We start from the raw sequence: 12,943 nt of genomic DNA on the forward strand, positions 1-12,943 counted from the left end.
GTCTAAATTAAGCGCGAGCCTTCGCGATGTAACCGAGAGCCTCCTGACACTTGGCTGTGATGGCAGCCCAATCGCCAGCAGCAACTGTCTCCTTAGGGAAGAGCTTAGAGCCCATACCTACGCAGAGAACGCCAGCCTTGATCCAAGGAGTAAGATTCTCCTCTGTTGGCTCTACGGCACCTGTTACCATGATGTTGCTCCAACGCAAAGGTGCCATTACGTTCTTGACGAATGAAGGACCGCCTACGTTACCTGCTGGGAATACCTTGGTTACGTCGCAACCGGCAGCCTGAGCATTATTGATTTCTGTTACAGAACCGCAACCTGGTGAATAAGGAACCAGACGACGGTTGCAAACTGGAGCAATATCTGGGTTGAAGTTAGGACCTACGATGAAGTTAGCGCCGAGCTGGAGATACAGAGAAGCTGTACCGGCATCAACAACTGTACCTGCACCCAAGATCATCTCAGGACAAGCCTTTTCGGCCCACTTTACCAACTCTCCGAAAATCTCGTGAGCGAAGTCACCACGGTTAGTAAACTCGAAAACACGTACGCCACCCTCGTAACAAGCCTTGATGACGTTCTTGCAGATTTCAACATCCTTATTGAAGAAAACAGGTACCATACCAGTCTCTTTCATGGCTGCCATAACCTGCATTTTGCTAAACTTTGCCATTACCTTATATGAATTAACAATGAATAGTTTATAGTTTATAGGAGCTACGCCGTAAGCAAGACAGTCTATAAACTATCAACTATAAACTATAAACTTTAAACTATAATTATCTCTGAACTCGACCATTAGCGTTACCGCCAGCCAGGCTCTCTACCTCGTCAGCAGATACCAGGTTGAAGTCGCCAGGGATAGTATGCTTCAAAGCAGAAGCAGCTACCGCAAACTCAAGAGCCTCGCCCTGAGTCTCCTTAGTAAGAAGACCGTGGATCAGACCACCAGAGAAAGAGTCGCCACCACCAACGCGGTCGATGATAGGGTTGATGTCATAGTGCTTGCTCTGATAGAACTCCTTACCATCATAGATAAGAGCCTTCCAGCCGTTGTGTGTAGCAGAGAGAGATTCGCGGAGAGTAGAAACAACATACTTGAATCCGAACTCCTTCATCATGCCCTTGAAGATTCCGTAATAACCCTCAGCATCAGTCTTACCGCCCTCTACGTCAGCATCTGGCTTGAAGCCCAGGCAGAGCTGAGCATCTTCCTCATTACCGATGCAAACATCAACATACTTCATCAGAGGACGCATAACAGAGATAGCCTTCTCTGAAGTCCAGAGCTTCTTGCGGAAGTTGAGGTCAACAGAAACAGTTACGCCGTGACGCTTAGCAGCCTCACAAGCCAACTTGGTAAGTTCAGCAGCCTTGTCGCTAATAGCTGGAGTAATACCGCTCCAATGGAACCACTGGGCACCCTCCATAATCTTGTCGAAATCGAAATCAGATGGGTCAGCCTCAGCAATTGCGCTGTGTGCACGGTCGTAGATTACCTTGGATGGGCGCATAGAAGCACCAGTCTCGGCATAGTAGAGACCTACGCGGTCGCCACCACGAGCGATGAACTCTGTGTTAACGCCGTAACGACGGAGACCGTTGACAGCAATCTGACCGATCTCGTGCTTAGGGAGCTTAGATACGAAGTAAGCATCATGACCATAGTTAGCCAAGCTTACAGCTACGTTAGCCTCACCACCACCAGGGATGATGCGAAGTGATTCACTCTGAATGAAACGATCATTGCCTTCTGGTGATAAACGAAGCATGATCTCACCTAATGTTACAATTTTTGCCATGTTTGATAGTTTTAATTTTTTTGTTTTTATTTTGTTTGTTATGAGTAACAAATTAAATTCCACTTTTCAGTAGAGAAATGAAGTACAATTATCAGTTGTCGTTCAATTTCGAGGGCAAAAATAACCATAATTTCTCGAATAACGAAATAAAATCGCATTTTTTTTTGTTTTTCGTGCAAAAAAGTTGCTGTGTCTTCGCACAATTCAAAAAATTGTTGTATATTTGCGGCAAAATTCGCACTTGTGGTCGCACACAACAGAATTGCTTAATACTAATTGTGGTCTGTGCACAGCTAGGAAGTACCTGCGACGTTTTATCTATCGTAGCCCCCAGGAGAGGCTCCTTATATAATAAGTACACGCGAGGCAACCAGACCCGTAATGCTAAAAAACAATGGCCGAAAAAATCAGAATCAAGGATATTGCCGAGAGAGCTGGCGTATCCGTTGGAACCGTAGACCGAGTTCTGCACGACCGTCCAAACGTGTCGAAACCTGCACGCGACAAGGTCGAGAAAGCCCTCAAGGAAATGAATTATCAGCCTAATGTGTACGCCAGCGCTCTGGCTTACAACAAATCCTATACCTTCTACCTGCTGATTCCGAAACACGAATCGGAGGCTTACTGGGAGGAGATAGAGGAAGGCGCAAAAAAATGTGAAGATACCCGACGTGACTTCCATATCGATGTAGAGATTCGTTTCTATGAGCGTTCCAGCGAGGAATCGTTCCGCGAAGAAGGCAACAAGATTCTTGAGGCCAGTCCGGAAGGAGTCATCGTGGTGCCTTCATCGCTCGACGTGACCCGCGAGTTTACCGAGGCGTTGCACCACAAAAGCATCCCATTCATCCTGCTCGACTCCTACATGCCCGATCTGCGTCCGCTCTCTTTCTTCGGCCAGGATTCGTTCTGTTCCGGTTTCTTCGCAGCCAAGATGCTGATGATGCTTGCAGCAAAGGAAGATGAAATCCTGCTCATGAGGCAGACCAAAGACGGAAGAGTGGTCAGCAAGCAGCAGGACAACCGAGAGGTTGGATTCCGCCATTACATGCACGACCACTTCCCTAACGTGAAGATTACCTTGCTCGACCTGCCGTTGAGCGGCACACGTGCTGAATTCGTCAAAATGCTGGAGAAGTTCTTTGCCGGACATCCGAACATCCACCATTGCATCACCATGACTTCGAAGGCGCACATCGTGGGCGACTTCCTGCTGAAGACCAACCGCCGCGACGTTCAGATCATGGGCTATGATATGGTGGAGAAAAACGCCCGCTGTCTGCGCGAAGGAAGCATTTCCTTCCTCATCGCCCAGCACGCCTACATGCAGGGTTACTCCTGCGTAGACACGCTCTTCCAGGCCATCGTGCTGAAGAAGAAAGTTACACCGGTAAACTATATGCCTATCGAGCTGCTGATGAAGGAAAATGTAGATTTCTATCGCAGAACCCAGCTCTAAGGCTATCGGGCAGAACAGGGTTTCCGCATGGAAGAATATTCTTACAGGAACATTATAAATTATAAACAATAAATAAAAAACAGACTACGTATGGAACAATCAAGTTTTATCAAGATTAACCCTGCCGACTCGGTAGTGGTTTGCTTGCGCCCTATGAAGAAGGGTGAAACGATTGAAGTAGATGGCAAGGCCATCACATTATTGCAGGATACTCCTGCAGGACACAAGGTGCTCATCAACGATGCTGCCGAGGGTACAGATATTCTGAAGTATGGCTACCCTATCGGTCATGCAAAGACCGGTCTCAAGGCGGGCGAATGGGTAAACGAGAACAACCTCAAGACTAATCTTGCCGGTACGCTCGAATATACCTACAACCCGGTTAACGAGCAGCTGAACATCGCTAAGGAAAACCGCACCTTCAAGGGCTACGTTCGCAAGAATGGCGAAGTAGGCGTAAGAAACGAAATATGGGTAGTTCCTACCGTGGGCTGCGTTAACGGCGTGGCTGAGAAGCTGGTAGAACTCCTCAAGAAAGAAACAGGCAGCGAAGGCATCGACGCCATCCACGCATGGCACCACAACTTCGGTTGCTCACAACTCTCGGGCGACCATGAGAATACCCGCAAGGTGCTTCGTGATATCTGTCTGCATCCAAACGCAGGTGCCGTGCTCGTTCTCTCGCTCGGCTGCGAGAACAACCAGCCAGATGATTTCATGAAGATGCTCGGCAACTATGATTACGACCGCATCAAACTTCTTGTAACACAGAAGGTTGAAGGCGATGAGCTCGAGGAAGGCATGAAGATTCTGCGCAACCTCTATGCCCTGGCTAAGGAAGACAAGCGCGAGGAAGTTCCGGTAAGCAAACTGCGCGTAGGTTTGAAGTGTGGCGGTTCTGACGGCTTCAGCGGAATTACAGCCAACCCATTGGTAGGTGAATTTAGCGACTGGCTCGTAGCTCAGGGCGGTACAAGCATCCTGACAGAGGTACCGGAAATGTTTGGCGCAGAAACCATTCTGATGAACCGTTGCGAAAATAAGGAACTCTTCGACAAGACCGTTCACCTGATTAACGACTTCAAGGAGTACTTCCTGAGCCATGGTGAACCAGTTGGCGAGAACCCTTCTCCAGGTAACAAGGCAGGTGGTATCTCAACCCTCGAAGATAAGGCTTTGGGTTGCACCCAGAAGTGCGGCCGTGCTCCGGTAAGCGGCGTGCTCCAATATGGCGACCGTCTGGAGACAACCGGTTTGAACCTGCTTTCAGCTCCGGGTAACGACCTTGTAGCAGCCACAGCTCTGGCTTCAGCAGGTTGCCAGCTCGTTCTCTTCACCACAGGTCGCGGAACCCCATTCGGAACCTTTGTGCCAACGATGAAGATTTCTACCAACAGCAATCTGGCAAAGAACAAGCCAAACTGGATTGACTTCAACGCCGGCGCTCTGGTAGAAGGTGTAGAAATGAAAGACTTGGTAAGCAAGTTTATTGATAAGATTATAGCCGTAGCAAGTGGCGAGGAGGCTCGCAACGAGTATAATGGCTATCGTGAAATCTCCATCTTCAAGAATGGAGTAACTCTTTAATTAAGAAGAAAAAAGAAGTATGAGTAATAAAAAAGGTTTGCTGGCGTTGTCGCCATTATTTTTGCTGATTGTCCTCATCGTGGCTTTTACCGTATATTCGGTAGACAGCAGTCATCAGGACACCAGCCTCTCGCTCACAGTAGCGTTCATGATTTCGAGCATTTATGCCGTGGCTATTTCCGGCGGAATGCCTGTCAGGAAACGAGTGGACACATACAGCAAGGGTGCCGGCGCCAACAACCTGATGCTCATGCTCTGGATTTACGTGCTGGCTGGCTCGTTTGCCGCATCAGCCAAGGCGATGGGAGCCGTTGATGCAACCGTCAACCTGGCGCTCAGCATCCTGCCAGCCAGCATGATTCTGCCAGGACTCTTCCTGGCTGCCTGCTTTATCTCCGTATCTATCGGAACAAGTGTGGGAACCGTAGTGGCTCTGGTTCCGATAGCCGCCGGACTGGCCCACTCGATGGATGCTAACGTAGGCATGATGACCGCCATCATCGTAGGTGGCGCTTATTTCGGCGACAACCTCTCGTTCATCTCCGATACGACGGTTGTTGCTACGCAGACGCAGAACTGCAAGATGAGCGATAAGTTCAAGGTCAACTCCATGATTGTGGTTCCGGCCGCCGTACTCGTGCTCATCGCCTATTCTGTCATGGGAGTCGGTCTTCAGACCCCAACCCACATCAACGAGGTAGAATACATGAAAGTATTGCCTTACCTCACCGTCCTCGTTACCGCTATTGCCGGCATGAATGTAATGGCTGTTCTCACTCTGGGCACCCTACTCTGTGGCGCCATCGGCATAGGCAGTCATCTTCTGGGTGCCTCCGGAAGCTACGACCTCTTTGGCTGGTTCTCAGCCATGGGCAACGGCATTATCGGCATGGGCGAACTCATTATCATCGCCATGATGGCAGGTGGTATGCTCGAAATCATCCGCGAAAACGGCGGAATCGATTTCATCATCAACAAGATTACAGCCCACGTAAACAGCAAGCGTGGAGCCGAACTTTCTATCGCCGCCCTCGTTTCGATGGTAAACATCTGTACGGCAAATAATACGGTAGCGATTCTGACAGTAGGAAATATTTCGAAAAAGATAGGCGACCGGTTTGGCGTAGACAACCGCAAGGCAGCCAGCATTCTCGACACCTTCTCATGCATGGTTCAGGGATTGATTCCTTATGGCGTACAGATGCTCCTGGCAGCCGGCCTGGCCAATCTCAGTCCGATGGACATTCTTCCTTATCTCTACTATCCGCTGGCGATAGGTGTGGCAGCCCTGCTGGCCATCCTCTTGCGCTATCCTAAGAGATACAGTTAGGAAGACTTCTAAAAATCAGAGGAGGGTCTCCTTCTGCGTTAGAGATTTCTTGACAGGAAGAACAAAACTTTATTATTGACTATTAATAAGAACAAGGCATATGAATTTTCTTCAGCGCAACCTTTTTACTAAGTTCCGTGCCGACAACTTCGGCATCAAGGAAGAAATGGAACCGATGACTACCTTTAAGAAGAAAAAGATAGCTCAGATGCTCAAGAACGTGAATGATGTTCCTGCCGGAAAGGTGAAGATGAACAACGGTTTTCTGAACCGACGGCTCAGCAAGATTCAGGAAGATGAACGCCACGCCATCGATACCTCTATCGAGACTATTTATCTGCTGCGCATCATCGTGGCAAACGTAAATGGAATGCTGGCTAACGGAATCAATCTCAGAGGAATCATCCAGTTGGGAGACTACCTGAGAACCCGAGGCGACAAGGTAGATTTCGTGAAACTGGAGAAGTGGCTTGCCAAGCTCCGCATCCAGCGCATCGCCCAGCTGGAAGGAAGCGTGCTCATCACCTTCTTCGATTTTGAACAGGACGAAATCCCATTCGTTCATCACATAGAAAGAGGCGCCTACAAGCTGACGCTCCGTTCGCTCTACTATAATCTCATGGATCAGCAGGCCATTCAGTTTGAGCAGACCAGCAGCGGCTTTGTACGCACCACGGGGGGAACCATGCGCAAGAATCTGCGCCGCAGCATGCGCTATCTGCAATACGCTCCGATAGAAACCATGAGCAATTTCATGAACAATTTCTTCCGTTCATTATCTGAGATTGAAGAATAAATTTCAGTAAGGATTGAAGGGGTTAACCTGGGATTCATCAGGACGAAGAGTAAAATATCTATAAAATTAATCTCTTAGTAGTACGATTTTCATCTGATTTTCGTATCTTTGCATCTATGAAAAAGTTATTTATCTCTATTATAGCATCCATTATTGCCTTGGGAGCCCATGCCCAGGTGCAATGCGAAGACACTTGTCGGCACGTTCACGGCATCGACTTGAGTCATTATCAGGGCAACGTGTTCTGGGAAACCGTGGGCGACAACTCTAAGATGGCTTACGTTTATCTGAAAGCTACCGAGGGCGGAACCAACATCGACAGCAAATACAAGAAGAATATAGACCTGGCTCATCGCTACGGAATGAAAGTAGGTTCTTATCATTTCTACAGACCCCGCATCCCACAGCAGACGCAGTTGGAAAATTTCAAGGCCCAATGCCGTCCGGGAGATCAGGACCTCTTGCCTATGATTGATGTGGAGACGAAAAGCGGCATGAATACAGAAGAATTCTGCGATTCGCTCTTTAAGTTTCTGCATCTCGTAGAGAAAGCATATAAGCAGAAACCCCTCATCTATACGGGAGCCAATTTCTATGACAACTATCTTCTAGGCAAGCTAGACAGCTACAAGCTGATGATTGCCCAATATACGAAGCGCATCCCTGTATTGCGCGATGGTAGAGATTTCGAAATGTGGCAATATACGGGTAAGGGCAAACTCAACGGAATAAACGGCTATGTTGACAAAAGCCGTTTCATGGGGCGCCACAAGCTCAGAGAAATCAGATTTAGACATCGATAGTACTTGGAACCCTGAACTTGGAACTTTATGATTAGCTTCAAGGTAAAGAGTTGATAAGGTCTGGAAGTAGAGAAGCATGAATTATATAAGTAAATTAATAAACACAAAATAGAATTATGGCAATTATAAAATGTCCGGAATGCGGACGCCAAATTAGCGATAAAGCACCTACCTGCCCTAGTTGCGGAGTAGAAATAGCAGGCAAAATTACCAAATGCCCAAATTGTGGCGAGATTTATTTCAGCAACCTGGAAATGTGTCCTAACTGCCATGAGCTGAATCCTTCGCTCACAAGAATGACGCCTCCGACAGGAATGAGCCAGCAGACTCCTGCCAGCCAGGCTTCTATGACTCAGCAGCATGAAGCTGAAAACGCAGCCAGACAGAATGCAATCAGACAAGAAGAAATTCGCCGCCAGGAGGCTCTCAGGCAGCAGGCTCGTCCTCAGACACCTGTCAGAACAGCAACACCTCCTACTCCACCCGTTCCTCCGGTTCGCCCACAGCAATCTAATTCTCAGAACGGCGGTAACGGCGAGGGAACCCAGGAAAAGAAAAAAAGCAACCGTGGCGTCATCATCATCTCTCTGATTTTCGCCTTCCTCGTTTGTGGCATTTTCTACTATTTCTATGATAGTGCCAATAAGAATAAGGAACTGGAAGCTTACGAGTATGCGATGCAGAGTAGCGACCCGATGGTTCTGCAGAGTTACCTAGATACTTACAAAGATGCTGACGAGGCGCATCGTGATTCCATCATGGCTCACCTCGAACTTCTGAAACAGACCGATCAGGACTGGACCAACGCCGTAGTAAGCGGTTCGAAAGAGGCCCTGCAGGCTTATCTCGACAAATACCCAAACAGTCCACACAAGCAGGAGGTTTTGAACAAGATAGATTCCATCGACTGGAATGTGGCAAAGAATGCTGATAATGTAGAAGCTTACCAGGCTTATCTCGCCGCTCATGCTGACGGTTCGCATATCGAAGAGGCTGAGAATGCGATGAAGAAAGCCAAGAGCAGAGATTTGCAGCCAGAAGAGAAAGATATGGTAAGCAGTCTGTTCCGCCATTTCTTCCAAAGCATCAATACCCGCGATGCTGATGGTTTGCAGGCTTCATGCGAAGACATTCTCTCTTCGCTTCTGGGTAAGAATTCTGCTACCAAGGCAGATGTTGTTACCTTTATGAATAAGCTTTATAAGGAAGATGTGACCAACCTGAACTGGTTCCTCACCAACGATTATAAGATCAAGAAGCGCGAGGTGGGTGACGAAGATTATGAATATCAGGTTCAGTTCTCAGCACGTGAGGAAGTTCAGCTTACCGACGGTACTAAGAAAACCAACCATTTCAAAATCAACGCAACCGTTTCGCCAGACGGCAAGGTTTCTGCGTTCAACATGTCGAAGATTAATGCCGCAGAATAGAATAAAAAACGCCCTGCAAGATCAGGAACTTCATTTCTGAATGTTCCCTTCTTGCAGGGCGTTTTCTTTTTACCTTCATGTTTCAGGAAGGTTCTCATGTCCGAGAACCCGTTCCCTTCTTTTAGAAATTACTTTGCATCCTTCATCTGACGGAGCAAATCTTTCTGCTTATCATTCAACCTGGTTGGCAACTTCACGTTGTAAGTAATCATCAGGTCGCCAAAGGTTCCGTCCCCCCGGTCATATCCTTTTCCGCGAACACGAACCTTCGTGCCATTCTGCGTTTCCGGCTTAATCTTCAGTTTGATTTTAGAACCATTACTCAATTTAATGATTCCTTCGCCGCCCAGCAGAGCCGTATAAAGGTCGATATTCACATTCATGTTCATTTCGCCGTTATTGGCACGACCATTCTGTCCGCAACCGCCGCCACAACCACCAGTACCGAAATCAGCACCAGCTCCGTAGCCAGCACCATTAAAGCCGCTACCATAACCGGCAGAACCCTTAAAACCGCCAAAATTGCCGGAACCGAATCCTTCAGCAGACTGCTGGCTTCTGCCACGCCCTCCGAAGAGATTTTCGAAGAAGCTGGAGAAACCTCCGCCTCCGCCAAACTGGCTGAAGTCGAAACCCTCGAATGGATTTCCACCTGCTCCACCATAGCTTCCGGAACCGCCTGTACCACCAGCTCCGCCGAAACCGCCGAATGCATCAGCATTCTTCCATTGTTCGCCATACTGGTCGTATTTAGCACGCTTATCTGGGTCAGAAATCACCTCATACGCCTCGTTCAGCGCCTGGAACTTAGCCTTCGCCTTCGGGTCGTTAGGGTGCAAATCTGGGTGAAACTGTTTTGCACGTTTACGATACGCAGCTCTCACATCCTTCTGCGGAATGTTCTTGTCTACGCCGAGAATCTTGTAATAATCAACAAATGCCATATTATAAAACCTCCTATTTTTTAGTTTTTAAAAAATATCCAACAAAAAGTATGCCTATTTAAGTTCTTTTTTGTACTTTTGCAGAGAAAATAAGAAACAGAGCTCAACTGATGGGCTTTCATTACTCAAAAGTAATACATTAATTTATATGAAACAATTATTTGCTGCGCTTCTTCTGGCGCTAACTTTCAATTCACAAGCGATGGCACAACAACGTACCGTAAAACTGAGAGTGATAGAGACAAGCGATGTGCACGGCTCTTTCTTCCCTTACGATTTCATCAACCGTAAGCCAAAAGCAGGAACCTTGGCGCGCGTTTCTTCCTACGTCAATAATTTGCGAAAAGACTACAAGGATAACCTCATCCTCTTGGAGAATGGCGATATTCTGCAGGGACAGCCTACCTGCTATTATTATAATTATGTAAACACAGAGGCTAGAAACGTGGCTGCCGATGTGGTAAACTACATGAAGTATGATGCGCAAGTGTTTGGCAATCATGATGTTGAAACGGGTCATCCAGTTTACGACAAATGGATAAAAGAACTCAATTGCCCAGTTCTAGGTTCCAACATCATCAGTACTTCTACAGGCCAGCCATACGTTAAGCCTTATCTCATCCTGAACCGCGAGGGCGTGAAGGTGGCAGTCTTGGGAATGATTACTCCTGCCATTCCAAACTGGCTCACGGAGAATCTCTGGAGCGGACTGAAATTTGAAAATATGGTAACAAACGCCCGCAAATGGGTGAAATATCTTCAGGAGAATGAGAAACCGGATGTCATCATCGGCCTCTTCCACAGCGGAAAAGACGGAGGCATCCAGACTGCCGAATATGATGAAGACGCCTCTATCAAGGTGGCAAAAGAAGTGCCGGGCTTCGACCTCGTTCTCTTCGGCCACGACCATACGCGCGACAACGAAACCGTAACCAATACTGATGGAAAGCAAGTGGTTTGCCTGGATCCTGCCAACAACGCCATTAGCGTGGCTGATGCTGAAATAACCCTCACCCTCAACAAGAAAAAGGTGAACGGAAAGAAGCAGCTGGTGGTAACTGACAAAAAGGTGACAGGCAAGATTGTGGATGTGACAGATTGTCCTATCGACGAGGATTTCATGAAGACTTTCGAACCTCAGATTGCGGAAGTAAAGAAATATGTGGGCAAGCAGATTGGCAACTTCAAGACTACCATCTACAGCCGCGACCAGTTCTTCGGCAGTTCTGCTTTCAACGATTTCATCCTCAACCTCCAGTTGCAGATAACAAAAGCCGACATTTCGTTCAACGCTCCCCTTCAGTTCAACGCGGTTCTGAAAGCCGGCCCAATCTACGTGAGCGACATGTTCAATCTCTATAAATATGAGAACCAGCTCTACGTAATGCGCATGACGGGCGAAGAAATCAGAAAGCATCTGGAAATGAGTTACGACCTCTGGGTGAACACCATGAAGAGCCCGGACGACCATCTCCTGCTGCTCGATGAGAAGACCGTTGGCGACCAGCAACGCCTCGGCTTCAAGAATCTCTCGTTCAACTTTGATAGTGCTGCGGGAATCGATTACGAAGTTGACGTAACCAAGCCAGATGGCGAGAAGGTGAAAATTCTGCGCATGAGCAACGGCGAACCTTTCGATGAGAAGAAATGGTACAAGGTAGCCGTTAACAGCTATCGTGGAAATGGTGGCGGTGAACTCCTTACCAAGGGTGCCGGAATCCCGAAAGACAGTCTTGAAAGCCGAATTATCTATCGCAGCAAGCGCGACCAGCGTTACTATCTGATGGAAGAAATTGAAAAGATGGGAACGGTTGATGCAAAACCAAACAACAACTGGAAGTTTGTGCCGGAAGCATGGACCAAACCTGCTGCCCAGCGCGATTTCGAATTGCTGTTCGGTAAGAAGCAATAGCTCCTCGAAACGCTTCTGGAAAAGCATATTATAAAGATCAAAGTAAAAAAGCAAATAAGTTCAAAATAAAGAATGAAGTATTGGTTTATATTTTGCAAGACTGATCTCTTGCTCGAAAAGAAAGAAGACGGAACCTATACGATTCCTTGTTCAGAAGAGAGTCCAGTCCCAACAAAGCCTTGGACTCACATTCTCAACATTACCCCGATGGAAGACGGAACAGAGGTGAAGACCTTCACCATTCCTGAGCCCGTTACCGGCAATCCGAAGTACGAAATGTGCGGTTTGCGCCCTAGTTTCTACAAACTCTCTCCTGCCCTTTACCAGAAAGCAGGAAAGTGTCAGGAGCTCAACTATTGGGACATGAATACCCAATTCTGCGGCGTTTGCGGAGCTCCGATGAAAATGGCAACCGACATCAGTAAGAAATGTACAGAATGCGGCAAACAGGTCTGGCCTTCGCTTGCCACAGCCATCATCGTTCTGATTAAGAAAGATGATCAGGTCTTGCTGGTACACGCTCGCAATTTCAAGGGAAATTTCGACAGTCTCGTGGCTGGTTTCGTTGAGACTGGCGAGAATCTGGAAGAGGCGGTTCATCGTGAAGTAATGGAAGAAACCGGTCTGACTATCAAGAACTTGAAATATTTCGGTTCCCAGCCTTGGCCTTATCCGAGCGGTCTGATGATTGGCTTCTCGGCAGAATATGTAGATGGAGAAATTCATCTTCAGAAAGAAGAGCTCTCTCGTGGTAAATGGTTCACGAAAGAGAATCTCCCTATTCTCCCTGAGAAACTTTCCATCGCCCGAAAACTCATCGACGCCTGGCTGGCGGACAAACTCTAATAATGAGGACAAACTCTAAAAGTGAGGA

The 12,943-nt window shown here is 47.6% G+C and carries 11 protein-coding genes; 8 read left to right on the forward strand and 3 right to left on the reverse strand.

What is annotated here, in order from left to right; all coding sequences use genetic code 11:
• Nucleotides 1-7: 7 nt before the first annotated feature.
• The gene (locus KUA48_RS01400; RefSeq protein WP_218433180.1) at nt 8-679 is read right to left on the reverse strand and encodes a bifunctional 4-hydroxy-2-oxoglutarate aldolase/2-dehydro-3-deoxy-phosphogluconate aldolase; all 672 of its coding nucleotides are present in this window, start codon (nt 677-679) and stop codon (nt 8-10) included.
• Between the two features lie 106 nt (nt 680-785).
• Entirely contained in the window at nt 786-1,808 is a 1,023-nt protein-coding gene (locus KUA48_RS01405) for a sugar kinase (RefSeq protein WP_022121227.1), read from the reverse strand.
• 394 nt (nt 1,809-2,202) lie between these two features.
• On the opposite strand from KUA48_RS01405, the gene KUA48_RS01410 reads away from it, so the two are divergent.
• The 6 genes from KUA48_RS01410 (at nt 2,203) to KUA48_RS01435 (ending at nt 9,213) form a co-directional block, all read left to right on the forward strand.
• The gene (locus tag KUA48_RS01410; protein WP_217326317.1) at nt 2,203-3,267 is read left to right on the forward strand and encodes a substrate-binding domain-containing protein; all 1,065 of its coding nucleotides are present in this window, start codon (nt 2,203-2,205) and stop codon (nt 3,265-3,267) included.
• Nucleotides 3,268-3,357: 90 nt separating this feature from the next.
• Nucleotides 3,358-4,854 carry a UxaA family hydrolase gene (locus KUA48_RS01415; RefSeq protein WP_218433179.1) on the forward strand — a complete coding sequence of 499 codons (1,497 nt, stop codon included), beginning with the start codon at nt 3,358-3,360 and terminating at the stop codon, nt 4,852-4,854.
• Between the two features lie 19 nt (nt 4,855-4,873).
• Complete coding sequence (locus KUA48_RS01420) at nt 4,874-6,184, forward strand: Na+/H+ antiporter NhaC family protein (RefSeq protein ID WP_118255297.1); 1,311 nt, start codon at nt 4,874-4,876, stop codon at nt 6,182-6,184.
• A gap of 100 nt (nt 6,185-6,284) precedes the next feature.
• Nucleotides 6,285-6,980 (forward strand): hypothetical protein, encoded by a 696-nt coding sequence (locus KUA48_RS01425; RefSeq protein ID WP_218433178.1) that lies wholly within the window; start codon nt 6,285-6,287, stop codon nt 6,978-6,980.
• Between the two features lie 116 nt (nt 6,981-7,096).
• Nucleotides 7,097-7,783: a glycoside hydrolase family 25 protein gene (locus KUA48_RS01430; protein ID WP_118255299.1), complete on the forward strand. Its 687-nt coding sequence runs from the start codon at nt 7,097-7,099 to the stop codon at nt 7,781-7,783.
• A 116-nt stretch (nt 7,784-7,899) separates the two neighbouring features.
• Nucleotides 7,900-9,213 carry a zinc ribbon domain-containing protein gene (locus KUA48_RS01435; protein ID WP_218433177.1) on the forward strand — a complete coding sequence of 438 codons (1,314 nt, stop codon included), beginning with the start codon at nt 7,900-7,902 and terminating at the stop codon, nt 9,211-9,213.
• A 128-nt stretch (nt 9,214-9,341) separates the two neighbouring features.
• On the opposite strand, the gene KUA48_RS01440 is transcribed toward KUA48_RS01435, so the two are convergent.
• Entirely contained in the window at nt 9,342-10,157 is an 816-nt protein-coding gene (locus KUA48_RS01440; protein ID WP_218433176.1) for a DnaJ domain-containing protein, read from the reverse strand.
• A gap of 148 nt (nt 10,158-10,305) precedes the next feature.
• Here KUA48_RS01440 and KUA48_RS01445 point away from each other — a divergent pair, with 148 nt between their 5' ends.
• Together KUA48_RS01445 and nudC are read left to right on the forward strand one after the other, a co-directional pair.
• Entirely contained in the window at nt 10,306-12,069 is a 1,764-nt protein-coding gene (locus KUA48_RS01445; protein WP_153072647.1) for a bifunctional UDP-sugar hydrolase/5'-nucleotidase, read from the forward strand.
• 72 nt (nt 12,070-12,141) lie between these two features.
• A complete protein-coding gene (gene nudC, locus KUA48_RS01450) occupies nt 12,142-12,915 on the forward strand; it encodes an NAD(+) diphosphatase (RefSeq protein WP_218433174.1) in 774 nt (257 codons plus the stop codon).
• Nucleotides 12,916-12,943: the final 28 nt, after the last annotated feature.

This window comes from Segatella copri (assembly GCF_019249795.2).
Classification (GTDB): domain Bacteria; phylum Bacteroidota; class Bacteroidia; order Bacteroidales; family Bacteroidaceae; genus Prevotella; species Prevotella copri_B.